The sequence below is a fragment of the Vibrio bathopelagicus genome, assembly GCF_014879975.1.
GTDB lineage: Bacteria > Pseudomonadota > Gammaproteobacteria > Enterobacterales > Vibrionaceae > Vibrio > Vibrio bathopelagicus.
The window spans coordinates 3,451,339-3,476,939 of record NZ_CP062500.1 but is presented as its reverse complement, the minus strand read 5'-3'; the positions used below and the strand labels follow the sequence as shown (position 1 = coordinate 3,476,939).

General features: G+C 46.1%; 12 protein-coding genes, 2 tRNA genes, 7 rRNA genes and 1 riboswitch. Of the genes, 18 read left to right on the top strand and 3 right to left on the bottom strand.

Annotation, left to right across the window (positions count from 1 at the left end):
• Nucleotides 1-200 precede the first annotated feature (200 nt).
• From IHV80_RS15580 to dinF, 4 genes are all read left to right on the top strand, one after another.
• Entirely contained in the window at nucleotides 201-563 is a 363-nt protein-coding gene (locus tag IHV80_RS15580; protein WP_192889571.1) for a diacylglycerol kinase, read from the top strand.
• 94 nt (nucleotides 564-657) lie between these two features.
• Complete coding sequence (lexA, locus tag IHV80_RS15575) at nucleotides 658-1,278, top strand: transcriptional repressor LexA (protein ID WP_017104719.1); 621 nt, start codon at nucleotides 658-660, stop codon at nucleotides 1,276-1,278.
• A 97-nt stretch (nucleotides 1,279-1,375) separates the two neighbouring features.
• Nucleotides 1,376-2,254 (top strand): class I SAM-dependent methyltransferase, encoded by an 879-nt coding sequence (locus tag IHV80_RS15570; protein WP_076678550.1) that lies wholly within the window; start codon nucleotides 1,376-1,378, stop codon nucleotides 2,252-2,254.
• A 122-nt stretch (nucleotides 2,255-2,376) separates the two neighbouring features.
• On the top strand, nucleotides 2,377-3,732 hold the full coding sequence (gene dinF, locus IHV80_RS15565) for an MATE family efflux transporter DinF (protein WP_192889570.1): 1,356 nt from the start codon (nucleotides 2,377-2,379) through the stop codon (nucleotides 3,730-3,732).
• A gap of 185 nt (nucleotides 3,733-3,917) precedes the next feature.
• On the opposite strand, the gene sthA is transcribed toward dinF, so the two are convergent.
• On the bottom strand, nucleotides 3,918-5,318 hold the full coding sequence (gene sthA, locus IHV80_RS15560) for a Si-specific NAD(P)(+) transhydrogenase (protein ID WP_132970084.1): 1,401 nt from the start codon (nucleotides 5,316-5,318) through the stop codon (nucleotides 3,918-3,920).
• Between the two features lie 327 nt (nucleotides 5,319-5,645).
• Between sthA and fabR the strand changes: the two genes are divergently transcribed.
• Nucleotides 5,646-6,287: an HTH-type transcriptional repressor FabR gene (gene fabR, locus IHV80_RS15555; RefSeq protein WP_004736697.1), complete on the top strand. Its 642-nt coding sequence runs from the start codon at nucleotides 5,646-5,648 to the stop codon at nucleotides 6,285-6,287.
• A complete protein-coding gene (locus tag IHV80_RS15550; RefSeq protein WP_004736696.1) occupies nucleotides 6,287-6,658 on the top strand; it encodes a YijD family membrane protein in 372 nt (123 codons plus the stop codon). The genes fabR and IHV80_RS15550 overlap by 1 nt, the downstream gene beginning before the upstream one ends.
• A gap of 86 nt (nucleotides 6,659-6,744) precedes the next feature.
• Here the strand turns inward: IHV80_RS15550 and trmA are convergent, their stop codons facing one another.
• Nucleotides 6,745-7,854: a tRNA (uridine(54)-C5)-methyltransferase TrmA gene (gene trmA, locus IHV80_RS15545; protein ID WP_192889569.1), complete on the bottom strand. Its 1,110-nt coding sequence runs from the start codon at nucleotides 7,852-7,854 to the stop codon at nucleotides 6,745-6,747.
• A gap of 155 nt (nucleotides 7,855-8,009) precedes the next feature.
• A riboswitch (cobalamin riboswitch) is annotated at nucleotides 8,010-8,213 on the top strand.
• 40 nt (nucleotides 8,214-8,253) lie between these two features.
• On the opposite strand from trmA, the gene IHV80_RS15540 reads away from it, so the two are divergent.
• Genes IHV80_RS15540 through murI form a run of 3 tightly spaced genes read left to right on the top strand, consistent with a single transcriptional unit; the run spans nucleotide 8,254 to nucleotide 11,666 of the window.
• On the top strand, nucleotides 8,254-10,086 hold the full coding sequence (locus IHV80_RS15540) for a TonB-dependent receptor domain-containing protein (protein ID WP_192889568.1): 1,833 nt from the start codon (nucleotides 8,254-8,256) through the stop codon (nucleotides 10,084-10,086).
• Nucleotides 10,087-10,133: 47 nt separating this feature from the next.
• The gene (locus tag IHV80_RS15535; RefSeq protein ID WP_192889567.1) at nucleotides 10,134-10,799 is read left to right on the top strand and encodes an adenine nucleotide alpha hydrolase; all 666 of its coding nucleotides are present in this window, start codon (nucleotides 10,134-10,136) and stop codon (nucleotides 10,797-10,799) included.
• Between the two features lie 60 nt (nucleotides 10,800-10,859).
• The gene (murI, locus tag IHV80_RS15530) at nucleotides 10,860-11,666 is read left to right on the top strand and encodes a glutamate racemase (RefSeq protein WP_226088533.1); all 807 of its coding nucleotides are present in this window, start codon (nucleotides 10,860-10,862) and stop codon (nucleotides 11,664-11,666) included.
• On the opposite strand, the gene IHV80_RS15525 is transcribed toward murI, so the two are convergent.
• Nucleotides 11,629-12,081: an RNA recognition motif domain-containing protein gene (locus IHV80_RS15525; RefSeq protein ID WP_004736687.1), complete on the bottom strand. Its 453-nt coding sequence runs from the start codon at nucleotides 12,079-12,081 to the stop codon at nucleotides 11,629-11,631. The genes murI and IHV80_RS15525 overlap by 38 nt on opposite strands.
• 671 nt (nucleotides 12,082-12,752) lie before the next feature.
• On the opposite strand from IHV80_RS15525, the gene IHV80_RS15520 reads away from it, so the two are divergent.
• The 9 genes from IHV80_RS15520 to IHV80_RS15480 all read left to right on the top strand — a co-directional run bounded on the left by IHV80_RS15520 (nucleotide 12,753) and on the right by IHV80_RS15480 (nucleotide 25,326).
• Nucleotides 12,753-14,307, top strand: a 16S ribosomal RNA gene (locus IHV80_RS15520).
• Between the two features lie 355 nt (nucleotides 14,308-14,662).
• Nucleotides 14,663-17,556, top strand: a 23S ribosomal RNA gene (locus tag IHV80_RS15515).
• Between the two features lie 94 nt (nucleotides 17,557-17,650).
• A 5S ribosomal RNA gene (gene rrf, locus IHV80_RS15510) occupies nucleotides 17,651-17,766 on the top strand.
• 373 nt (nucleotides 17,767-18,139) lie between these two features.
• A 16S ribosomal RNA gene (locus IHV80_RS15505) occupies nucleotides 18,140-19,694 on the top strand.
• A 355-nt stretch (nucleotides 19,695-20,049) separates the two neighbouring features.
• Nucleotides 20,050-22,943 (top strand): 23S ribosomal RNA (locus IHV80_RS15500).
• A 94-nt stretch (nucleotides 22,944-23,037) separates the two neighbouring features.
• A 5S ribosomal RNA gene (gene rrf, locus IHV80_RS15495) occupies nucleotides 23,038-23,153 on the top strand.
• Nucleotides 23,154-23,530: 377 nt separating this feature from the next.
• Nucleotides 23,531-25,085 (top strand): 16S ribosomal RNA (locus IHV80_RS15490).
• Together the 16S, 23S and 5S rRNA genes with 2 tRNA genes alongside form the textbook arrangement of a ribosomal RNA operon.
• Nucleotides 25,086-25,152: 67 nt before the next feature.
• A tRNA-Ile gene (locus IHV80_RS15485) sits at nucleotides 25,153-25,229 on the top strand.
• 21 nt (nucleotides 25,230-25,250) lie between these two features.
• Nucleotides 25,251-25,326, top strand: a tRNA-Ala gene (locus tag IHV80_RS15480).
• The last annotated feature ends 275 nt before the right edge of the window (nucleotides 25,327-25,601 follow it).

Below are 25,601 nucleotides of genomic sequence, written 5' to 3'. Positions count from 1 at the left end.
AGTTATTTCAATGTGCTTAAGCGTATCTCTATTTCTATGATGAAAGGATAAATCCTGTGAGTGAAATAGGGATAAGCCTAGGCGTAAATTTAATCGATGCAAGAATACCAGAAACTGGTCTAACCTTTTAATGGAAATAGTCATATTGCCGTTAAGTTTGTTTAAAATCATTCATCGACTGATTGAGTATAGGGTTAAAAATGAGCAAAAAATCAAACACCGGATTCAAACGCATAGTGAAAGCAGCAGGCTTTTCATGGCAAGGCATCACTAGCTCATTTAAAAACGAGGCGGCATTTCGCCAAGAAGTATTTATGGCAGCGGTGTTAATCCCACTGGCGTTCTACTTAGATGTGAGCCAGGTAGAGCGCATCTTAATGATTGCTGCCGTTGTATTAGTGGTCGTGGTCGAGTTGATCAATACCGCGATTGAAGCGGTCGTAGATCGGATTGGCACTGAACATCATGAGCTAGCGGGCATGGCTAAAGATGCCGGTTCTGCTGCTGTTTTTGTCTGTTTAGGCTTGGCGGGTTATGTTTGGCTAGACATTTTATTTTTGTGATTTTTGAAAAATGAACTAAAAACAACCAATTGCTTTGCTTTTGTTCGGTTACTGGATATACTCACAGTCAACTGTATAAAAAGACAGGTGAATCATGAAGCCGTTAACGCCCCGCCAACAACAAGTTTTCGATCTTATCAAAAGTAAGATTGACGATTTCGGTATGCCACCGACACGCGCAGAAATTGCACGTGAACTAGGCTTCCGTTCTGCTAATGCAGCAGAAGAACATTTGAAAGCTCTTGCTCGTAAAGAAGCGATTGAGATTATCCCGGGTGCGTCTCGCGGTATTCGTATTTTGCTTGAAGATGCAGCGAACGAAGAGCAAGGTTTACCATTAATCGGTCAGGTTGCTGCTGGCGAGCCTATTTTGGCTCAAGAGCATGTAGAAATGCATTACCAAGTTGACCCAGGTATGTTTAAGCCACAAGCTGACTTCTTACTTCGCGTAAATGGCGAAAGTATGAAAGACATCGGTATTATGGATGGTGATTTACTGGCCGTGCATAAGACACAAGACGTGCGTGATGGACAAGTTGTCGTTGCTCGTGTCGATGATGATGTAACGGTAAAACGTCTAGAACGTAAAGGTTCTACCGTTCTGTTACATGCTGAAAATGAAGAGTTTTCTCCAATTCACGTGGACTTAGAATCCCAACACTTGTCTATTGAAGGGCTTGCGGTTGGTATTATTCGCAACACGGACTGGATGTAGTCATTACAAGCAGCTTATTGATATTTATTCTCAATAACTTGTTATTGTAATTGATATTCATTATCATCTTCTTTGTCGAGATACAAGGAAGATGATGATGCCAAACCCAACTAAACCTCAAATGAAGCCGCTTGTTCGTAAGCCGCGCTCCTCTGATCAAAAGGCTTCTTCTGATCGAGGGTCTGCACATCAAGAATTTCAAGTTCCGACCAACCTCGTCCAACACCTTTGGTTTCGCAGCCGCGAAAGTCTTGCCGATGATGGTCTAGTTTATGATCCTATTGCAGCTCAAGCCTGTAAGCGTTGCCAACTCGCGCCTGAATGTCTTACTGGTGAACTTGACCAACAACAACTTCTCTATGCCACATTGACTCAGCTTTGTGATTCTCAGGTACAGCAGTTTTTATCTCATAACCCAGACGCTTGGATCATTAATGTGGGTGCCGGGCTCGATACGCGTTTCTACCGTTTAGATAATGGCCGCTGTCATTGGGTTGAATTAGATGTCACAGAGAACCTAGTTTGGCGCCAACGCTTGTTCCACAAAAATGAACGCTATCGTTTGGAATGTGGCTCGGTTGACGATCTAACGTGGCTCGATGAACTGAACATCCCAGAGCAAGCCTCAGTAATGGTGGTGTGTGAACATGCTTTGCTTGATTGCAATGAACAGCAGACGGCCCATTTTATTCAGTCTCTCAGTCGTTATTTTACTCACGCCCACGCCTGCTTGGTCTTGGCCGGAGATAAGAGCTCAAGTACGTTGGGGCAGAAGCTAGGATCTGGTGAATATGCTCACGGGTTGTCTTCTCCAATAGACAGTGTTCTTAATTGGTTGCCATGGGCGCAATGGGTTAAGTCGTTTTCACCATTAGAACAGCAATGTAATCGTTGGAAGTTGTGGCAGCGATTGTTGTGTAAAATTTCTCAGTTTAAAAAGCGTTTAACTCCTCAATTAGTACTCGTTAAATGGTAGCGCTAGCTTCTTCTATCAACAGATAGTTTGGTAAAAGAAAAGCTAACCAATACACAAAGTACACAACGTAGTGAAAGCACACTCACTAGGTTAAACTATCGCCTCTAATCAAAGAGGTGATCGTGAAGCTATTTAATCCCCAAACTATTTTTCAAACTTTATCTAATCAGGCGATGCACAAAAAAGTGCTGTTGCTCGCGATCCCGATGGTTCTTTCCAATATTACGGTTCCTCTACTGGGTTTAGTCGATGCTGCGGTTATCGGTCACTTAGAGCATTCTTGGTACTTAGGTGGTGTGGCCTTAGGTGGCACTATGATCAGCGTGACTTTTTGGTTGCTTGGTTTCCTGCGAATGTCGACGACTGGACTCGCCGCGCAATCTTATGGGGCGAACGATGGCAAGCAACTTGGTTTAGTCTTTGTGCAAGGTGTGACCATGGCACTAGGGTTTGCTGGTGTCTTTTTGCTATTGCATAGCTTCGTTGCGGATGCGGTTTTCTCGCTGAGTAGTGCCAGTGATCAAGTGAAACATTATGGTCAGCAATATTTCTCGATCCGAGCATGGAGTGCGCCTGCTGCGTTGACTAACTTTGTGCTGTTAGGTTGGTTACTCGGGACCCAGAATGCCAAAGCACCCATGTGGATGGTGATCATTACTAATATCACCAACATCGTTTTAGATATCGTATTTGTCATTGGCCTCGGCTGGCAAGTTGAAGGCGCTGCGTTGGCATCGGTGATAGCGGACTATGCAGGTTTAACGTTTGGCTTAATTTGTGTGTATCGAATCTGGATGAAGAGGCAACTGCCATCGCCATGGGGTCTGCTTAACAAAACTAGCCAAGGCTTGAGCCGTTTTGTAAAACTGAATCGCGACATCTTTCTGCGTTCCTTATGCCTACAAGCCACTTTTACTTTTATGACTTTCCAGGGCGCAAGCTTTGGTGATGATGTGGTAGCAGCCAATGCGGTACTGATGAGTTTCTTGATGATTATCTCTTATGGGATGGATGGTTTTGCTTACGCCATGGAAGCCATGGTCGGTAAAGCGATCGGCGCGAAAGATAAAGATGAGCTCAATCAGTCGTTGATTGGTACTTTCTTCTGGAGCTTCAATATTTGTTTGGTGCTGACCATAGTGTTCGCGATTGCGGGGTCTAGTTTGATTAATATGATCACCACAATCCCAGAAGTTAAAACTCAGGCTGAAGTTTATTTACCGTGGTTGATTGCGATGCCGCTCGTTTCTATGTGGTGCTTCTTACTGGACGGTATTTTCGTGGGCGCTACCAAAGGCAAAGATATGCGTAACAGTATGTTTGTGGCCACCTGCAGTTTCTTTGCGATTTTCTACTTAGCATCAGGTTTAGAAAACCATGCGCTGTGGCTAGCAATGTTGAGCTTTATGGCGATGCGTGGGATTGGTCTTGGTGTTTTATTTGTTTCTCAGTGGAAGAAAGGAGAGTTTCTCGCTTAGCTTAGATAGCTTAGTTCAGGGAGTGATAAATAGAAGCTGTCCAGGTAAGAGGGTATTTAGAACATCATGATCTAATTACTCATATAGCTATATAACTCAGTGATTTAAATAAAAACAGCAAGCTCATGGCTTGCTGTTTATGTATTTGGCCTACAGGTGGTCAAATAGTCCTATTGGTTCTTTGTTTAGAACAAACGGTTAAGTCCGTTAAGCGCTGCGACGCGATAAGCTTCGGCCATTGTTGGATAGTTGAAGGTAGTATTCACAAAGTACTCGATGGTATTTGCTTCGCCTTTCTGTTCCATGATCGCCTGACCTATGTGGATGATCTCAGCAGCACGCTCACCAAACACGTGGATACCTAAAATCTCTTTGGTTTCACGGTGGAATAGGATTTTCAAGCTACCAATGTCTTTGCCTGCGATTTGTGCACGAGCGAGGTGTTTGAATGAAGAACGTCCCACTTCGTAAGGAACCTTCGCGGCGGTAAGCTCTTGCTCTGTTTTACCAACGGAGCTGATCTCCGGAATTGTGTAGATGCCCGTTGGAATGTCTTCAATCAGATGGCCTTCCGCTTCGCCTTTCACTATTGCTTGAGCCACGAAACGACCTTGGTCATAGGCAGCACTTGCCAGGCTAGGGTAGCCAATCACATCACCCACTGCATAAACGTGGCTGATACTGGTTTGGTAGTTGCTGTTAACCGACACTTGACCACGTGAATCGGATTCTAGCCCCACAGCCCCAAGGTTGAGCTTGTCTGTGTTACCCGTTCGGCCATTGGCATACAGTAGGCAATCAGCACGCATTTTCTTACCTGACTCTAGGTGAATGATTACACCGTCATCAGTGCCTTCAATTTTCTCAAAGGTTTCATCGTTACGAATTACTACGCCACTGTTCCAGAAGTGGTAAGAAAGCGCATCTGAGGTTTCATTATCGAGGAATGACAGCAAGCGGTCTCGAGTATTGATGAGATCGGTTTTTACGCCTAAACCACGGAAGATCGATGCGTACTCACAACCGATAACGCCAGCACCATAAATGATGATGTGTTGAGGGTCGTGTTTAAGAGAAAGAATAGAATCGCTGTCGTAGATACGTTCGTGTAGGAAGTCGACGTTGTCTGGCTGGTAAGGACGTGAGCCTGTCGCAATTACAAACTTGTCTGCGCTGTAATGTTCTTCAGTACCATCGCTTTGTAAAACAGAGATGGTGTTGGTATCGATAAAACGAGCAGTACCAAATACCAGTGTGCATTGGTTGCGATCGTAGAAACCTTGGCGCAGTCGAGTTTGTTTATCGATGACTGATTTAGCATGACCCAGTATGTTGGAGAAGGTTGAGTGAATGCTTTTGTTGTTCTGACAAAATAGCGGGTTGCTGTTGAATTCAATAATACGACTCACGGCATGACGCAGTGCTTTTGAAGGAATGGTTCCCCAGTGAGTACAACCACCACCAACGCTGCTCTCTTTTTCAATGATTGCAACGTTCAACCCGGCTTTGGTTAATCCCATCGCTGCCCCTTCGCCTCCGGGGCCACTACCAATTACGATTACATCAAAGTGGTTGGAGTGTGGCATAGATATCTTCCTTGTTATATTTGATTAACATTGCTTTAGCGAGATTTTAACTGATTCTGTTCTTGGGTACATGAAAAGGGCATCAGAGAGTCGGTGGGATCACGCAGTGTTATCGAAAAAATAATATTTGGTATGTCGTATGTCTCCAAATGACAGTGTGGAGATTGAAATTTTTTCTTCGAACGTATTTACTTCGGTACGTGAACAAAGAGGTATGTTGAGTGTCTTATATAACTAGAGTGCCTTATATAAATAAGTGATTCGCGTTATATTGAAGAGAGTATTAGACATGCCTGTTTAGGCTGTAAAAGAAGATGTTGATAAAGTATGAAACCAATGGGCATTCGCGCACAGCAAAAAGAAAAAACTCGTCGTAGCTTGATCGATGCGGCATTTAGCCAACTCAGTGCTGATCGTAGTTTTTCCAATCTAAGCTTGAGAGAAGTCGCTCGTGAGGCTGGAATAGCACCGACTTCCTTTTATCGTCACTTTAAAGACATGGATGAGCTTGGCTTAACCATGGTTGATGAAGGTGGCTTACTATTGCGCCAGCTAATGCGACAAGCGAGGCAGCGCATAGTAAAAGAAGGCAGCGTGATTCGCACATCGGTTGAAACCTTTATGGAATTCATTGAAAGCAGCCCAAACGTATTCAGACTGTTATTACGAGAGCGCTCAGGAACGTCATTTGAGTTTCGTGCAGCGGTAGCTCGTGAGATACAGCACTTCTCTGCTGAGTTAACCGAATATTTAATAACGACTGGCATGACACGAGATGAAGCTTTTACTCAGGCCGAAGCCTCCGTCATTTTGGTCTTCAACTCAGGGGCAGAAGCATTAGATTTAGATCGACGTCAGCGAGATGAATTGGCTGATCGCTTGATCATGCAATTGCGAATGATGGCCAAAGGGGCTTTTTGGTATCGTAAAGAACGTGAACGTAACCGATTAAAAGGCGGGATTGAATAATGTCGAATGAAAATAATACTGTAAACCGTGGTTCTGAAAGAAAGACACTCGTACTTGCTGTTGTTGCAGGTGTGTGTGGTGATGCACTGTTATCTTGGGTAACAATGAGCGAAGTGGGCTTCTCTATTTTCCCGCTGATTGCTTTAGTCTTGGCTGTACAAGCGCTTTACCAAGAATACCTAACTAATCCAGTATCTGAAGATATTCCATTAGTGGGTTTAGCTTGTTTCTTTGTAGGTGCATTTGGCCATTCGGCTTTTGTGAAAGCACAACACCCGGATGCAGGTTCAAACTTCTTTGCGATTATTGTCGCTATGTTACTGCTCGCTTGGGTAGGTAAGAAGTTAGGCTTTATCGGTAAAACCGCTTAAACCAACGTATAAATAAAAAAACGAGCCAATTGGCTCGTTTTTTTGTATCTGCGGTTTAGCTTAAAGCTTTGACCTAGGAGCGAGATTTACGCTTTACGCTCTAGGAATACACCGGCTTCCATGTGGTGCGTATAAGGGAACTGGTCAAATAGAGCAAAACGAGTGATGTCGTGTGTTTCGTTTAGAATGTCTAGGTTCTCTTTTAATGTCTCAGGGTTACAAGAGATGTACATGATACGCTCGTAGCCTTGTACCATCTTACAAGTATCAACATCCATACCTGAACGCGGTGGATCAACAAAGATAGTGTTGCAGTTGTAGCTCTTCAGATCGATGTTTGCTTGTTGTAGACGGCGGAATTCACGCTTACCTTCCATTGCTACGGTAAAATCTTCCGCAGACATACGAATGATCTGAACATTATCGATCTTGTTCGCCGCAATGTTGTATTGAGCAGACTCTACAGATGGCTTCGCTAGCTCGGTTGCGAGTACACGCTCAAAGTTTTGTGCCAGTGCTAATGAGAAGTTACCGTTACCACAGTAAAGTTCTAGCAAGTCACCTTTGCTGTCTTGGGTACAGTCGACAGCCCATTCCAACATTTTCTCTGCTACTTTGCCGTTTGGTTGGGTAAAGCTGTTCTCTACTTGTTGGTAGATGTAGCTGTCACCATTCACGTCTAGCTTTTCAATTACGTAGTCGCGATCAAGGACGATTTTCATCTTACGCGCACGGCCAATCAGGTTTAGGTTAAAACCTTCATCATTCAATTGTTGCTTCAGTGCTTTAGCATCTTGAATCCATTGCTCACCCAATTGACGATGGTAAAGCAGTGATACCAAAATCTCACCACTCAGCGTAGAAAGAAAATCTACTTGGAATAGCTTGTGACGTAGAGAGTGGTTCTCTTTCATTGCATCTGTTAGTAGAGGCATTAAGTCGTTGATAAGACGGCTAGCCGCTGGGAACTGGTCTACACGGTATTTTTCTTTGGTCTCTTGATTGAACATGACGTAATACATATCGTCACCTTCATGCCACACGCGAAATTCAGCACGCATGCGGTAGTGTTGCTCTGGAGATTCATACACTTCCAACTCAGGCACATCGTATTGTGAGAACATCTCAGTAAGACGCTCAGTCTTTTCTGCTAGTTGTTCTTGGTAGCGTTGCGGGTTTACATCTAAATTCGCCATTGTTATGCCTTTTTGCTGTCGTGCTTTTAAATCAAGAGCGCAGATTTTATTCAATCACAGGCGCTTGTCCAGTGTTGAGAGCTATTCAATGTAAATCGAGCATGAAAACTATAGCTTATAACTATCTTAGACTAGACAAATGATTCATAGGTTAATACTATCTCCCGCAAGCTGGTGCCATTTAGATGTATAGATGGCTGAAGAGGGAATCTGGTGTGAATCCAGAACTGACGCGCAGCGGTGAAAGAGAACGAATATTCATAAGACACTGCAAATAGCTTTTTGTGGGAAGTCGAATATGAGGTAACCATAAGGTTGTGCTCTTGAGTCCGAATACCTGCCAGTAGCTAAACCATACAATGTGGTTTGGTAGGAATTTACGCGATTTAGGATCACAACATGAACAAATCCCTTTTAGCGGTCGCTGTAGCATCGCTGCTTTCACCTATCTCCAATTTACACGCCCAAGAAGCATCTACCGACGAAACCATGGTGGTTACGGCTAACCGTTTTGAGCAAGTTGACGGTGCTGTATTAGCTCAAACTGTTGTCGTTACCAAAGAAGATATTTCAAAACTTCAAGCAAATAGCCTTATTGAAGTTTTTCGAACGTTGCCAAGCGTTGAAGTTGCTCAATATGGTGGTCGTGGGCAAACAGCCTCGTTCTATGTGCGAGGAGGTAGTTCTTCTCAAGTACTAGTTCTAATGGATGGTACCCGCTTACCAAGAGCTATGATGGGTGGTGTTGATTTTAACTCTTTGCCAGTTAACTCAATTGAAAGAATTGAATTCATTCGTGGTGCTCGTGCCTCTATCTATGGTTCAGAAGCTATTTCTGGTGTCATCAATATTATTACCAGAGCAGATGTGAATGAAGATGCCGTTAAAGTGTATGGCGGATATGGTACAAACAATCATTATGTAACCTCTTTAGCTGCTCTGCATAAGATTGATGACAGCCAACATATTAAAGCTGTTATTGGTTATGAAAAAGATGATGGGTTTAATGTTAAACCTGTAGCCGGTGTTAACGATGGCGATGAGCACGGTTTTGAGTCATACAATGTAAATATCGGCTACCAAAATCAGCTAACCAAGACAGTTAATGCTTTTGTTAATGTTGTGGCTTACGACAATGAAGGTGAGTACGACAATACGTATGGAACAAATCATGAAGAAAAAGTCGGCCGAACTGAGTTCCGTTCAATTAATACAAACTTGGCTTACAACGAAGACAACCTCACTTCAACTTTAGATCTTACTTATGCAGAACAAGATAACTACGATTATGTCGTAGGTAAGAGTAAGAAAAGTGGTGGCATCACATCTATTAACCAGATCAATGCTGCTTGGTTAAACTCTTACCGAGTAAATGAGCAGTTGGCTTTAGGTGGTGGTTTAGATTACCGACGTGAAGAGTTAGATGAAGGCTACACAGGCTTTAGTTACTATAAGCCAGAAGATAACCCTCGTGAAAACTATGGTGTAAGTGTTATTAGTCAATACACCATAGATAACTGGACACTTGAAGCAAGTGCTCGAAATGATGAGAACAGCCAATATGGAAACAACACCACGTGGCAAGCAGCAGCGGGTTGGACGTTCCTTGATAACTATGAAATTAAAGCAAGCCATGGTACAGCCTTCAGAGCACCTACTTTTTTAGACTTATATTACCCGGGTTACGAAGCACCTAATCTAAAAGCAGAAGATTCTCAAAATACAGAGCTAACGCTAGAAGGTTCACATTCTTATCTAGATTGGTCGATTACTGGTTTCATCAACAAGATTGATAACATGTTGATGTGGCAAGGCTCAGGCATGACTAATATTGGAGAAGCTGAAATAAAAGGTGTTGAACTGGGCTTAGGTTTTGACACCTCAATTGTTACACATCAGTTCTACTTAGACTGGAAAGATCCAGTAGATAAATCTAATGGTAAAGAACAACAATTAGCATACCGTTCCAAACAAGGTGCTAAGTGGAATGCTTTTGCTGAATTTGGTGATTGGATTTTAGGCTCTCAGTACCTTTATCAAGGTGAACGTTTTAACGGGACGACACGATTGGCAAGTTACAGCCTTTGGAACTTTACTGCTGAGTACGCAGTTTCGGCAGACCTAAAGGTGAAAGGAAAACTGAGTAACGCATTCGACAAAGACTATGAAATGTATAGCGGTTACGCGACGCCTGGTCGTGAATACTTCGTATCAGCCTCTTACCAATTCTAGTTTGCACCTAAACCGCCTCCGGGCGGTTTTTCTTATTGGGTATATCAATGAAAAAGAAAGTCGTCATAAGTTGGTCGTCAGGTAAAGACTCCACATTAACGCTAGAGCGTCTACTTGAAAGCTCCGAATATGAAGTTGTTGCTCTCTATACTACGTATGTTGGAGGTGAAGTTCCTTTCCAAGTGACTCCGATTGATGTTGTTGCGATGCAGGCGCAATTAGTCGATTTACCATTAATCACGATTGAGCTTCCAGAAGTGTTTCCTAGTAATGAGATTTATCAAAGTACTATTGTCTCTGCACTTAAAGGTTCTGGCTTATCAATTGATGCGGTCGCGTTTGGAGACATGTTTTGCAATGGCATTGCCGATTATCGAAGAAGCTATATAGAACCAGCGGGTTGGGAGTGTGTGTTTCCCCTAATGGGAGAGAGCAGTCAGGCACTTGCGAGTGAAATAATCGACAGAGGAATCGAAACCTTTCTCGTCACGGTCGATAGCGATGTATTAGACATGAGCTATTGCGGGAAGAAATACACACTTGAGCTAATAGGCAGCTTACCGAGTCATGTCGATCCATGTGGCGAAGATGGCGAGTTCCATACCTTAGTGACGTCAGCGCCATGCTTTAAAGGTAAGCTCAAGATAGATCTAGAAAATGTAGAGCAAGGTGGGCGCTTTGTTCATCAACGTTATCAAGCTTGCATTATATAGAGTGAGGATTGGCGAAAACTAAGTGAAGGAGTATCATTGCAGCGAAACTTATTATAGGTAATCGTTGTGTCGGATAGTCTGCAAAAAAATATATTGGTCTTTGATTCTGGAGTGGGTGGCCTATCTGTATATAAGGAGGTAAGCCAGTTACTACCGAATCATAACTATACTTATGTATTTGATAACGAGGCTTACCCATACGGTGAACTCGATCAGCAAGTCCTTGTTCGCAGAGTCCAAAGCATCGTCGCCAGCTTTGTGGCTAGCCACGCGATTGATATCGTAGTGATAGCCTGTAATACCGCAAGTACGATTGTCTTGCCCACACTACGTGCTAATAATCTAATCCCAATTGTTGGCGTTGTTCCGGCAATCAAGCCTGCATCCCTACTTGCCAATAAAGCGGTGGGTCTCATTGCTACTCCCGCAACGATTACTCGTGAATACACACACGAGCTCATCAAAAACTTCTCGAGTAATAAAAGAGTCGAACTTTTAGGTTCTACTAGGCTGGTGGATATGGCCGAAGATAAACTCAGGGGGGAGACGATTGACCTTGAAGAGTTGCAGCAGATTCTTCAACCGATGATCAACATGGTTGATGTGGCCGTATTAGGATGCACTCATTTCCCACTGATCAAATCAGAGATTCAACAAGTACTAGGTGAAAGCGTAGTGCTGATAGATTCTGGTAAAGCGATAGCTAAACGGGTTCAAGATTTGTTGGGTTTGGAAAGTATTAATAAAGAAGGGGGAGTGCGTGAGGTTTTTTGTAGTGCACTTCCTAAGAAAGAAAGTGCACTAAATAGCATGTTGAAGCAGTTAGGATTTAGCTCAGTTCAGCTTCGTCCGTTTCTGGATGTTTAGGATCGTTTGCAACTCGCACTTTTAAAGTTCGTTGCATGTAATCTTTATCGTTAAGTTCTGAAATAGCATGATTCACATCATTGCTAGCCATTACGACAAATCCAAAGCCTCTTCTTTTACCAGTACGTTTGTCTTTCATTAAGCGTACTGCAAATACTTCACCATACTCTGAGAATAATTCACGTACGTGTGACTCATTCGCTTTGTATGGAAGGTTACCTACATAAAGTGTTTTTGTTGATGCCTTAGGTTCTGAATCTGATTTTGAGTCGGTGCTTGAAAAGTTAACAACAAAAGCGGAAGCCAAGACACCAAGGATAAAGGTAATTGCAGGCGATATATCTACCTGAGAGAAAACAATGCCACCTAGAACAGCTAGTGCGACAATTAACAACATCGATTTTTTTGAGTTCATATCGGAATACTACATATTAATAAACGAAATAGACGCATCTACTCTTAACAAAATAGATACATGAATCTTACGTTCATGGTTTCCATTTTGCCAATGTATTGCTGTGATACGTCTCAAATGTTTAGTTTTTATTCGAAAAATGCGGATCTGGTGGCTTTTTAGGCGAACAAAACTTTTATTCAAAAAAGCCCTTGTGCTCTATGTCGATCTCTCTATAATGCCGCCTCACCGACACGGAGTGAGACGAAAGTCACACAGCGAAATCGGTAGAGAAAAAGGAGTTGAAAATAACTCTTGACTCTCTAAGTGGTGCAGGTATAGTACGCACCCCTAGCGACTGAGATGTAAATCACAAAACGCTAGCGCTCTTTAACAATTTAAACCTATCAATCTGTGTGGGCACTCGTTGATGAATATCAAAACGTTATTGGTTCTTTTTCGAAAGAGCGTAATAGCAGTTACTTCGGTAACAAATTGATTTCAATGAACTGAGTGACCAATACGTTTAACTACTTGTAGTTAATCGGCACAGTCAATTCATTACCATTCTGTTGGAATGGTAATAGCTTTAGAATTACATGTTTCTGTTCTTTTTTGAAAGAGCGGTAAATATTAGTTTTGAAGTCAGTATTCGTTGAGTCACACCTATTAATTTAGGTAATCAAAACTTTAAATTGAAGAGTTTGATCATGGCTCAGATTGAACGCTGGCGGCAGGCCTAACACATGCAAGTCGAGCGGAAACGACACTAACAATCCTTCGGGTGCGTTAATGGGCGTCGAGCGGCGGACGGGTGAGTAATGCCTAGGAAATTGCCTTGATGTGGGGGATAACCATTGGAAACGATGGCTAATACCGCATAATGCCTACGGGCCAAAGAGGGGGATCTTCGGACCTCTCGCGTCAAGATATGCCTAGGTGGGATTAGCTAGTTGGTGAGGTAATGGCTCACCAAGGCGACGATCCCTAGCTGGTCTGAGAGGATGATCAGCCACACTGGAACTGAGACACGGTCCAGACTCCTACGGGAGGCAGCAGTGGGGAATATTGCACAATGGGCGAAAGCCTGATGCAGCCATGCCGCGTGTATGAAGAAGGCCTTCGGGTTGTAAAGTACTTTCAGTTGTGAGGAAGGGGGTAGTGTTAATAGCGCTATCTCTTGACGTTAGCAACAGAAGAAGCACCGGCTAACTCCGTGCCAGCAGCCGCGGTAATACGGAGGGTGCGAGCGTTAATCGGAATTACTGGGCGTAAAGCGCATGCAGGTGGTTCATTAAGTCAGATGTGAAAGCCCGGGGCTCAACCTCGGAACTGCATTTGAAACTGGTGAACTAGAGTGCTGTAGAGGGGGGTAGAATTTCAGGTGTAGCGGTGAAATGCGTAGAGATCTGAAGGAATACCAGTGGCGAAGGCGGCCCCCTGGACAGACACTGACACTCAGATGCGAAAGCGTGGGGAGCAAACAGGATTAGATACCCTGGTAGTCCACGCCGTAAACGATGTCTACTTGGAGGTTGTGGCCTTGAGCCGTGGCTTTCGGAGCTAACGCGTTAAGTAGACCGCCTGGGGAGTACGGTCGCAAGATTAAAACTCAAATGAATTGACGGGGGCCCGCACAAGCGGTGGAGCATGTGGTTTAATTCGATGCAACGCGAAGAACCTTACCTACTCTTGACATCCAGAGAAGCCAGCGGAGACGCAGGTGTGCCTTCGGGAGCTCTGAGACAGGTGCTGCATGGCTGTCGTCAGCTCGTGTTGTGAAATGTTGGGTTAAGTCCCGCAACGAGCGCAACCCTTATCCTTGTTTGCCAGCGAGTAATGTCGGGAACTCCAGGGAGACTGCCGGTGATAAACCGGAGGAAGGTGGGGACGACGTCAAGTCATCATGGCCCTTACGAGTAGGGCTACACACGTGCTACAATGGCGCATACAGAGGGCAGCAAGCTAGCGATAGTGAGCGAATCCCAAAAAGTGCGTCGTAGTCCGGATTGGAGTCTGCAACTCGACTCCATGAAGTCGGAATCGCTAGTAATCGTGAATCAGAATGTCACGGTGAATACGTTCCCGGGCCTTGTACACACCGCCCGTCACACCATGGGAGTGGGCTGCAAAAGAAGTGGGTAGTTTAACCTTTCGGGGAGGACGCTCACCACTTTGTGGTTCATGACTGGGGTGAAGTCGTAACAAGGTAGCCCTAGGGGAACCTGGGGCTGGATCACCTCCTTATACGAAGATACTTACGATGAGTGTCCACACAGATTGATGGTTTAGATTTAGTTAAAGCCAGAGCTTTAATTAATAACGTAAGTTATTGATTAAAGCTTTTTGCTTTATGCTCTTTAACAATTTGGAAAGCTGACTGATTTGATTACTTACGAGTAATTCAAATCAAATTTAAAAGTTCTCAATGTTTATCTTTCATTAGATAAACACAACAAACACATTCAAGTGTCTTGTATTCGAATCAAATTTATTTGATTCACAATTGAGTCCGGCAAACAGTTATCAAGAATTAACCCTTCTTGATGACAACCAAAAACCTTGGTTAGTTGCCATACACTAAGACCCTTTCGGGTTGTATGGTTAAGTGACTAAGCGTACACGGTGGATGCCTTGGCAGTCAGAGGCGATGAAAGACGTAATAACTTGCGATAAGCCCAGATTAGGTAGTAATAACCTTTTGAGTCTGGGATTTCTGAATGGGGAAACCCACGTGCATAAGCACGTATCCTGTTGTGAATACATAGCAACAGGAGGCAAACCGGGGGAACTGAAACATCTAAGTACCCCGAGGAAGAGAAATCAACCGAGATTCCGAAAGTAGCGGCGAGCGAAATTGGATTAGCCCTTAAGCTTTTAATGATGCAGGTGAAGAGTCTGGAAAGTCTCGCAATAAAGGGTGATAGCCCCGTAACCGACACATCATAATCAGTGAAATCGAGTAGGGCGGGACACGTGATATCCTGTCTGAATATGGGGGGACCATCCTCCAAGGCTAAATACTACTGACTGACCGATAGTGAACCAGTACCGTGAGGGAAAGGCGAAAAGAACCCCTGTGAGGGGAGTGAAATAGAACCTGAAACCGTGTACGTACAAGCAGTAGGAGCACCTTCGTGGTGTGACTGCGTACCTTTTGTATAATGGGTCAGCGACTTAATTTTAGTAGCAAGGTTAACCGTTTAGGGGAGCCGTAGGGAAACCGAGTCTTAACTGGGCGTACAGTTGCTAGGATTAGACCCGAAACCAGGTGATCTAGCCATGGGCAGGTTGAAGGTTGAGTAACATCAACTGGAGGACCGAACCGACTAATGTTGAAAAATTAGCGGATGACTTGTGGCTAGGGGTGAAAGGCCAATCAAACCTGGAGATAGCTGGTTCTCCCCGAAAGCTATTTAGGTAGCGCCTCGGACGAATACTACTGGGGGTAGAGCACTGTTAAGGCTAGGGGGTCATCCCGACTTACCAACCCTTTGCAAACTCCGAATACCAGTAAGTACTATCCGGGAGACACACGGCGGGTGCTAACGTCCGTCGTGGAGAGGGAAACAACCCAGACCGCCAGCTAAGGTCCCAAAGTATAGCTAAGTGGGAAACGATGTGGGAAGGCTCAGACAGCCAGGATGTTGGCTTAGAAGCAGCCATCATTTAAAGAAAGCGTAATAGCTCACTGGTCGAGTCGGCCTGCGCGGAAGATGTAACGGGGCTAAGCTATACACCGAAGCTGCGGCTACGTACCTTAGGGTATGTGGGGTAGGGGAGCGTTCTGTAAGCCGTTGAAGGTGGTCTGTAAGGGCTGCTGGAGGTATCAGAAGTGCGAATGCTGACATGAGTAACGATAAAGGGAGTGAAAAACTCCCTCGCCGGAAGACCAAGGGTTCCTGTCCAACGTTAATCGGGGCAGGGTAAGTCGACTCCTAAGGCGAGGCCGAAAGGCGTAGTCGATGGGAAACGGGTTAATATTCCCGTACTTCTTACAATTGCGATGGGGGGACGGAGAAGGCTAGGTGGGCCTGGCGACGGTTGTCCAGGTTCAAGTATGTAGGCGGAAAGTTTAGGTAAATCCGGACTTTCTTTAACGCTGAGATACGATGTCGAGCTACTACGGTAGTGAAGTCATTGATGCCATGCTTCCAGGAAAAGCCTCTAAGCTTCAGATTGTAAGGAATCGTACCCCAAACCGACACAGGTGGTCGGGTAGAGAATACCAAGGCGCTTGAGAGAACTCGGGTGAAGGAACTAGGCAAAATGGTACCGTAACTTCGGGAGAAGGTACGCTCTTATCAGTGAAGTCCCTTGCGGATGGAGCAGACGAGAGTCGCAGATACCAGGTGGCTGCAACTGTTTATTAAAAACACAGCACTGTGCAAAATCGTAAGATGACGTATACGGTGTGACGCCTGCCCGGTGCCGGAAGGTTAATTGATGGGGTTAGACTTCGGTCGAAGCTCTTGATCGAAGCCCCGGTAAACGGCGGCCGTAACTATAACGGTCCTAAGGTAGCGAAATTCCTTGTCGGGTAAGTTCCGACCTGCACGAATGGCGTAATGATGGCCACGCTGTCTCCACCCGAGACTCAGTGAAATTGAAATCGCTGTGAAGATGCAGTGTACCCGCGGCTAGACGGAAAGACCCCGTGAACCTTTACTACAGCTTGGCACTGAACATTGAACCTACATGTGTAGGATAGGTGGGAGACTATGAAACCGCGTCGCTAGATGTGGTGGAGTCGTCCTTGAAATACCACCCTTGTAGTTTTGATGTTCTAACGTTGGCCCCTGAATCGGGGTTACGGACAGTGCCTGGTGGGTAGTTTGACTGGGGCGGTCTCCTCCCAAAGAGTAACGGAGGAGCACGAAGGTGGGCTAAACACGGTTGGACATCGTGTGGTTAGTGCAATGGCATAAGCCCGCTTGACTGCGAGAATGACAATTCGAGCAGGTGCGAAAGCAGGTCATAGTGATCCGGTGGTTCTGAATGGAAGGGCCATCGCTCAACGGATAAAAGGTACTCCGGGGATAACAGGCTGATACCGCCCAAGAGTTCATATCGACGGCGGTGTTTGGCACCTCGATGTCGGCTCATCACATCCTGGGGCTGAAGTCGGTCCCAAGGGTATGGCTGTTCGCCATTTAAAGTGGTACGCGAGCTGGGTTTAGAACGTCGTGAGACAGTTCGGTCCCTATCTGCCGTGGGCGTTGGAAAATTGAAAGGGGCTGCTCCTAGTACGAGAGGACCGGAGTGGACGAACCTCTGGTGTTCGGGTTGTCATGCCAATGGCATTGCCCGGTAGCTAAGTTCGGAATCGATAACCGCTGAAAGCATCTAAGCGGGAAGCGAGCCTTGAGATGAGTTTTCCCTGACGCTATAAGCGTCCTAAAGGGTTGTCGTAGACTACGACGTTGATAGGCAGGGTGTGTAAGTGCTGCGAGGCATTGAGCTAACCTGTACTAATTGCCCGTGAGGCTTAACCATACAACACCCAAGGGGTTTTGTGGACTCAAAGACAGACCTTGAATGAGTTTGAAGAGACACTTTTAGATTATAGCTTTCCGAATTTTAAAATTTGCTTGGCGACCATAGCATTGTGGACCCACCTGATTCCATGCCGAACTCAGAAGTGAAACACAATAGCGCCGATGGTAGTGTGGGGTTTCCCCATGTGAGAGTAGGACATCGCCAGGCTTTAATTTCGACTTTGTCTAGTTTCTAGACAAGTCACCATAGAGTTCTAAGTTTCTTAGAGTTTTATGTTGACTTTCAAAGTGGAAAGCGTATTATACGCGTCCTGCTTACGTGCTAAGGCACTGAAAGCAAAGCTCTTTAACAATTTAAACCTATCAATCTGTGTGGGCACTCGTTGATGAATATCAAAACGTTTTATCGTTAGATAAAACAGATTCTTCGGAATCAAAATTGATTTCAATGAACTGAGTGACCAATACGAATAACTTCGGTTATTTGGCACAGTCAATTCATTACCATTCTGTTGGAATGGTAATAGCTTTAAAATTACATAGTAGTTTTGAAGTCAGTATTCGTTGAGTCACAAAATCTTAAATTGAAGAGTTTGATCATGGCTCAGATTGAACGCTGGCGGCAGGCCTAACACATGCAAGTCGAGCGGAAACGACAACATTGAATCTTCGGAGGATTTGTTGGGCGTCGAGCGGCGGACGGGTGAGTAATGCCTAGGAAATTGCCTTGATGTGGGGGATAACCATTGGAAACGATGGCTAATACCGCATAATGCCTACGGGCCAAAGAGGGGGATCTTCGGACCTCTCGCGTCAAGATATGCCTAGGTGGGATTAGCTAGTTGGTGAGGTAATGGCTCACCAAGGCGACGATCCCTAGCTGGTCTGAGAGGATGATCAGCCACACTGGAACTGAGACACGGTCCAGACTCCTACGGGAGGCAGCAGTGGGGAATATTGCACAATGGGCGAAAGCCTGATGCAGCCATGCCGCGTGTATGAAGAAGGCCTTCGGGTTGTAAAGTACTTTCAGTTGTGAGGAAGGGGGTAGTGTTAATAGCGCTATCTCTTGACGTTAGCAACAGAAGAAGCACCGGCTAACTCCGTGCCAGCAGCCGCGGTAATACGGAGGGTGCGAGCGTTAATCGGAATTACTGGGCGTAAAGCGCATGCAGGTGGTTCATTAAGTCAGATGTGAAAGCCCGGGGCTCAACCTCGGAACTGCATTTGAAACTGGTGAACTAGAGTGCTGTAGAGGGGGGTAGAATTTCAGGTGTAGCGGTGAAATGCGTAGAGATCTGAAGGAATACCAGTGGCGAAGGCGGCCCCCTGGACAGACACTGACACTCAGATGCGAAAGCGTGGGGAGCAAACAGGATTAGATACCCTGGTAGTCCACGCCGTAAACGATGTCTACTTGGAGGTTGTGGCCTTGAGCCGTGGCTTTCGGAGCTAACGCGTTAAGTAGACCGCCTGGGGAGTACGGTCGCAAGATTAAAACTCAAATGAATTGACGGGGGCCCGCACAAGCGGTGGAGCATGTGGTTTAATTCGATGCAACGCGAAGAACCTTACCTACTCTTGACATCCAGAGAAGCCAGCGGAGACGCAGGTGTGCCTTCGGGAGCTCTGAGACAGGTGCTGCATGGCTGTCGTCAGCTCGTGTTGTGAAATGTTGGGTTAAGTCCCGCAACGAGCGCAACCCTTATCCTTGTTTGCCAGCGAGTAATGTCGGGAACTCCAGGGAGACTGCCGGTGATAAACCGGAGGAAGGTGGGGACGACGTCAAGTCATCATGGCCCTTACGAGTAGGGCTACACACGTGCTACAATGGCGCATACAGAGGGCAGCAAGCTAGCGATAGTGAGCGAATCCCAAAAAGTGCGTCGTAGTCCGGATTGGAGTCTGCAACTCGACTCCATGAAGTCGGAATCGCTAGTAATCGTGAATCAGAATGTCACGGTGAATACGTTCCCGGGCCTTGTACACACCGCCCGTCACACCATGGGAGTGGGCTGCAAAAGAAGTGGGTAGTTTAACCTTTCGGGGAGGACGCTCACCACTTTGTGGTTCATGACTGGGGTGAAGTCGTAACAAGGTAGCCCTAGGGGAACCTGGGGCTGGATCACCTCCTTATACGAAGATACTTACGATGAGTGTCCACACAGATTGATGGTTTAGATTTAGTTAAAGCCAGAGCTTTAATTAATAACGTAAGTTATTGATTAAAGCTTTTTGCTTTATGCTCTTTAACAATTTGGAAAGCTGACTGATTTGATTACTTACGAGTAATTCAAATCAAATTTAAAAGTTCTCAATGTTTATCTTTCATTAGATAAACACAACAAACACATTCAAGTGTCTTGTATTCGAATCAAATTTATTTGATTCACAATTGAGTCCGGCAAACAGTTATCAAGAATTAACCCTTCTTGATGACAACCAAAAACCTTGGTTAGTTGCCATACACTAAGACCCTTTCGGGTTGTATGGTTAAGTGACTAAGCGTACACGGTGGATGCCTTGGCAGTCAGAGGCGATGAAAGACGTAATAACTTGCGATAAGCCCAGATTAGGTAGTAATAACCTTTTGAGTCTGGGATTTCTGAATGGGGAAACCCACGTGCATAAGCACGTATCCTGTTGTGAATACATAGCAACAGGAGGCAAACCGGGGGAACTGAAACATCTAAGTACCCCGAGGAAGAGAAATCAACCGAGATTCCGAAAGTAGCGGCGAGCGAAATTGGATTAGCCCTTAAGCTTTTAATGATGCAGGTGAAGAGTCTGGAAAGTCTCGCAATAAAGGGTGATAGCCCCGTAACCGACACATCATAATCAGTGAAATCGAGTAGGGCGGGACACGTGATATCCTGTCTGAATATGGGGGGACCATCCTCCAAGGCTAAATACTACTGACTGACCGATAGTGAACCAGTACCGTGAGGGAAAGGCGAAAAGAACCCCTGTGAGGGGAGTGAAATAGAACCTGAAACCGTGTACGTACAAGCAGTAGGAGCACCTTCGTGGTGTGACTGCGTACCTTTTGTATAATGGGTCAGCGACTTAATTTTAGTAGCAAGGTTAACCGTTTAGGGGAGCCGTAGGGAAACCGAGTCTTAACTGGGCGTACAGTTGCTAGGATTAGACCCGAAACCAGGTGATCTAGCCATGGGCAGGTTGAAGGTTGAGTAACATCAACTGGAGGACCGAACCGACTAATGTTGAAAAATTAGCGGATGACTTGTGGCTAGGGGTGAAAGGCCAATCAAACCTGGAGATAGCTGGTTCTCCCCGAAAGCTATTTAGGTAGCGCCTCGGACGAATACTACTGGGGGTAGAGCACTGTTAAGGCTAGGGGGTCATCCCGACTTACCAACCCTTTGCAAACTCCGAATACCAGTAAGTACTATCCGGGAGACACACGGCGGGTGCTAACGTCCGTCGTGGAGAGGGAAACAACCCAGACCGCCAGCTAAGGTCCCAAAGTATAGCTAAGTGGGAAACGATGTGGGAAGGCTCAGACAGCCAGGATGTTGGCTTAGAAGCAGCCATCATTTAAAGAAAGCGTAATAGCTCACTGGTCGAGTCGGCCTGCGCGGAAGATGTAACGGGGCTAAGCTATACACCGAAGCTGCGGCTACGTACCTTAGGGTATGTGGGGTAGGGGAGCGTTCTGTAAGCCGTTGAAGGTGGTCTGTAAGGGCTGCTGGAGGTATCAGAAGTGCGAATGCTGACATGAGTAACGATAAAGGGAGTGAAAAACTCCCTCGCCGGAAGACCAAGGGTTCCTGTCCAACGTTAATCGGGGCAGGGTAAGTCGACTCCTAAGGCGAGGCCGAAAGGCGTAGTCGATGGGAAACGGGTTAATATTCCCGTACTTCTTACAATTGCGATGGGGGGACGGAGAAGGCTAGGTGGGCCTGGCGACGGTTGTCCAGGTTCAAGTATGTAGGCGGAAAGTTTAGGTAAATCCGGACTTTCTTTAACGCTGAGATACGATGTCGAGCTACTACGGTAGTGAAGTCATTGATGCCATGCTTCCAGGAAAAGCCTCTAAGCTTCAGATTGTAAGGAATCGTACCCCAAACCGACACAGGTGGTCGGGTAGAGAATACCAAGGCGCTTGAGAGAACTCGGGTGAAGGAACTAGGCAAAATGGTACCGTAACTTCGGGAGAAGGTACGCTCTTATCAGTGAAGTCCCTTGCGGATGGAGCAGACGAGAGTCGCAGATACCAGGTGGCTGCAACTGTTTATTAAAAACACAGCACTGTGCAAAATCGTAAGATGACGTATACGGTGTGACGCCTGCCCGGTGCCGGAAGGTTAATTGATGGGGTTAGACTTCGGTCGAAGCTCTTGATCGAAGCCCCGGTAAACGGCGGCCGTAACTATAACGGTCCTAAGGTAGCGAAATTCCTTGTCGGGTAAGTTCCGACCTGCACGAATGGCGTAATGATGGCCACGCTGTCTCCACCCGAGACTCAGTGAAATTGAAATCGCTGTGAAGATGCAGTGTACCCGCGGCTAGACGGAAAGACCCCGTGAACCTTTACTACAGCTTGGCACTGAACATTGAACCTACATGTGTAGGATAGGTGGGAGACTATGAAACCGCGTCGCTAGATGTGGTGGAGTCGTCCTTGAAATACCACCCTTGTAGTTTTGATGTTCTAACGTTGGCCCCTGAATCGGGGTTACGGACAGTGCCTGGTGGGTAGTTTGACTGGGGCGGTCTCCTCCCAAAGAGTAACGGAGGAGCACGAAGGTGGGCTAAACACGGTTGGACATCGTGTGGTTAGTGCAATGGCATAAGCCCGCTTGACTGCGAGAATGACAATTCGAGCAGGTGCGAAAGCAGGTCATAGTGATCCGGTGGTTCTGAATGGAAGGGCCATCGCTCAACGGATAAAAGGTACTCCGGGGATAACAGGCTGATACCGCCCAAGAGTTCATATCGACGGCGGTGTTTGGCACCTCGATGTCGGCTCATCACATCCTGGGGCTGAAGTCGGTCCCAAGGGTATGGCTGTTCGCCATTTAAAGTGGTACGCGAGCTGGGTTTAGAACGTCGTGAGACAGTTCGGTCCCTATCTGCCGTGGGCGTTGGAAAATTGAAAGGGGCTGCTCCTAGTACGAGAGGACCGGAGTGGACGAACCTCTGGTGTTCGGGTTGTCATGCCAATGGCATTGCCCGGTAGCTAAGTTCGGAATCGATAACCGCTGAAAGCATCTAAGCGGGAAGCGAGCCTTGAGATGAGTTTTCCCTGACGCTATAAGCGTCCTAAAGGGTTGTCGTAGACTACGACGTTGATAGGCAGGGTGTGTAAGTGCTGCGAGGCATTGAGCTAACCTGTACTAATTGCCCGTGAGGCTTAACCATACAACACCCAAGGGGTTTTGTGGACTCAAAGACAGACCTTGAATGAGTTTGAAGAGACACTTTTAGATTATAGCTTTCCGAATTTTAAAATTTGCTTGGCGACCATAGCATTGTGGACCCACCTGATTCCATGCCGAACTCAGAAGTGAAACACAATAGCGCCGATGGTAGTGTGGGGTTTCCCCATGTGAGAGTAGGACATCGCCAGGCTTTAATTTCGACTTTGTCTAGTTTCTAGACAAGTCACCATAGAGTTCTAAGTTTCTTAGAGTTTTATGTTGACTTTCAAAGTGGAAAGCGTATTATACGCGTCCTGCTTACGTGCTAAGGCACTGAAAGCAAAGCTCTTTAACAATTTAAACCTATCAATCTGTGTGGGCACTCGTTGATGAATATCAAAACGTTATTACTTAGGTAATGACAGTTACTTCGGTAACAAAATTGATTTCAATGAACTGAGTGACCAATACGTTTAACTACTTGTAGTTAATCGGCACAGTCAATTCATTACCATTCTGTTGGAATGGTAATAGCTTTAAAATTACATAGTAGTTTTGAAGTCAGTATTCGTTGAGTCACAAAATCTTAAATTGAAGAGTTTGATCATGGCTCAGATTGAACGCTGGCGGCAGGCCTAACACATGCAAGTCGAGCGGAAACGACAACATTGAATCTTCGGAGGATTTGTTGGGCGTCGAGCGGCGGACGGGTGAGTAATGCCTAGGAAATTGCCTTGATGTGGGGGATAACCATTGGAAACGATGGCTAATACCGCATAATGCCTACGGGCCAAAGAGGGGGATCTTCGGACCTCTCGCGTCAAGATATGCCTAGGTGGGATTAGCTAGTTGGTGAGGTAATGGCTCACCAAGGCGACGATCCCTAGCTGGTCTGAGAGGATGATCAGCCACACTGGAACTGAGACACGGTCCAGACTCCTACGGGAGGCAGCAGTGGGGAATATTGCACAATGGGCGAAAGCCTGATGCAGCCATGCCGCGTGTATGAAGAAGGCCTTCGGGTTGTAAAGTACTTTCAGTTGTGAGGAAGGGGGTAGCGTTAATAGCGTTATCTCTTGACGTTAGCAACAGAAGAAGCACCGGCTAACTCCGTGCCAGCAGCCGCGGTAATACGGAGGGTGCGAGCGTTAATCGGAATTACTGGGCGTAAAGCGCATGCAGGTGGTTCATTAAGTCAGATGTGAAAGCCCGGGGCTCAACCTCGGAACTGCATTTGAAACTGGTGAACTAGAGTGCTGTAGAGGGGGGTAGAATTTCAGGTGTAGCGGTGAAATGCGTAGAGATCTGAAGGAATACCAGTGGCGAAGGCGGCCCCCTGGACAGACACTGACACTCAGATGCGAAAGCGTGGGGAGCAAACAGGATTAGATACCCTGGTAGTCCACGCCGTAAACGATGTCTACTTGGAGGTTGTGGCCTTGAGCCGTGGCTTTCGGAGCTAACGCGTTAAGTAGACCGCCTGGGGAGTACGGTCGCAAGATTAAAACTCAAATGAATTGACGGGGGCCCGCACAAGCGGTGGAGCATGTGGTTTAATTCGATGCAACGCGAAGAACCTTACCTACTCTTGACATCCAGAGAAGCCAGCGGAGACGCAGGTGTGCCTTCGGGAGCTCTGAGACAGGTGCTGCATGGCTGTCGTCAGCTCGTGTTGTGAAATGTTGGGTTAAGTCCCGCAACGAGCGCAACCCTTATCCTTGTTTGCCAGCGAGTAATGTCGGGAACTCCAGGGAGACTGCCGGTGATAAACCGGAGGAAGGTGGGGACGACGTCAAGTCATCATGGCCCTTACGAGTAGGGCTACACACGTGCTACAATGGCGCATACAGAGGGCAGCAAGCTAGCGATAGTGAGCGAATCCCAAAAAGTGCGTCGTAGTCCGGATTGGAGTCTGCAACTCGACTCCATGAAGTCGGAATCGCTAGTAATCGTGAATCAGAATGTCACGGTGAATACGTTCCCGGGCCTTGTACACACCGCCCGTCACACCATGGGAGTGGGCTGCAAAAGAAGTGGGTAGTTTAACCTTTCGAGGAGGACGCTCACCACTTTGTGGTTCATGACTGGGGTGAAGTCGTAACAAGGTAGCCCTAGGGGAACCTGGGGCTGGATCACCTCCTTATACGAAGATATTTACGATGAGTGTCCACACAGATTGATTAGGTTTAGAAAGTAAAAGAGACGATATTGGGTCTGTAGCTCAGCTGGTTAGAGCGCTCGCCTGATAAGCGGGAGGTCGGTGGTTCGAGTCCACTCAGACCCACCAATATCGACTAGAAACAAAGATGGGGCTATAGCTCAGCTGGGAGAGCGCCTGCCTTGCACGCAGGAGGTCTGCGGTTCGATCCCGCATAGCTCCACCATCTTTAAGTGTTTTTATCTGAAAATATTTAAAAATGGTTCTTTATGAATCAAGCTCTTTAACAATTTGGAAAGCTGACTGATTTGATTACTTACGAGTAATTCAAATCAAATTTAAAAGTTCTCAATGTTTATCTTTCATTAGATAAACACAACAAACACATTCAAGTGTCTTGTATTCGAATCAAATTTATTTGATTCACAATTGAGTCCGGCAAACAGTTATCAAGAATTAACCCTTCTTGATGACAACCAAAAACCTTGGTTAGTTGCCATA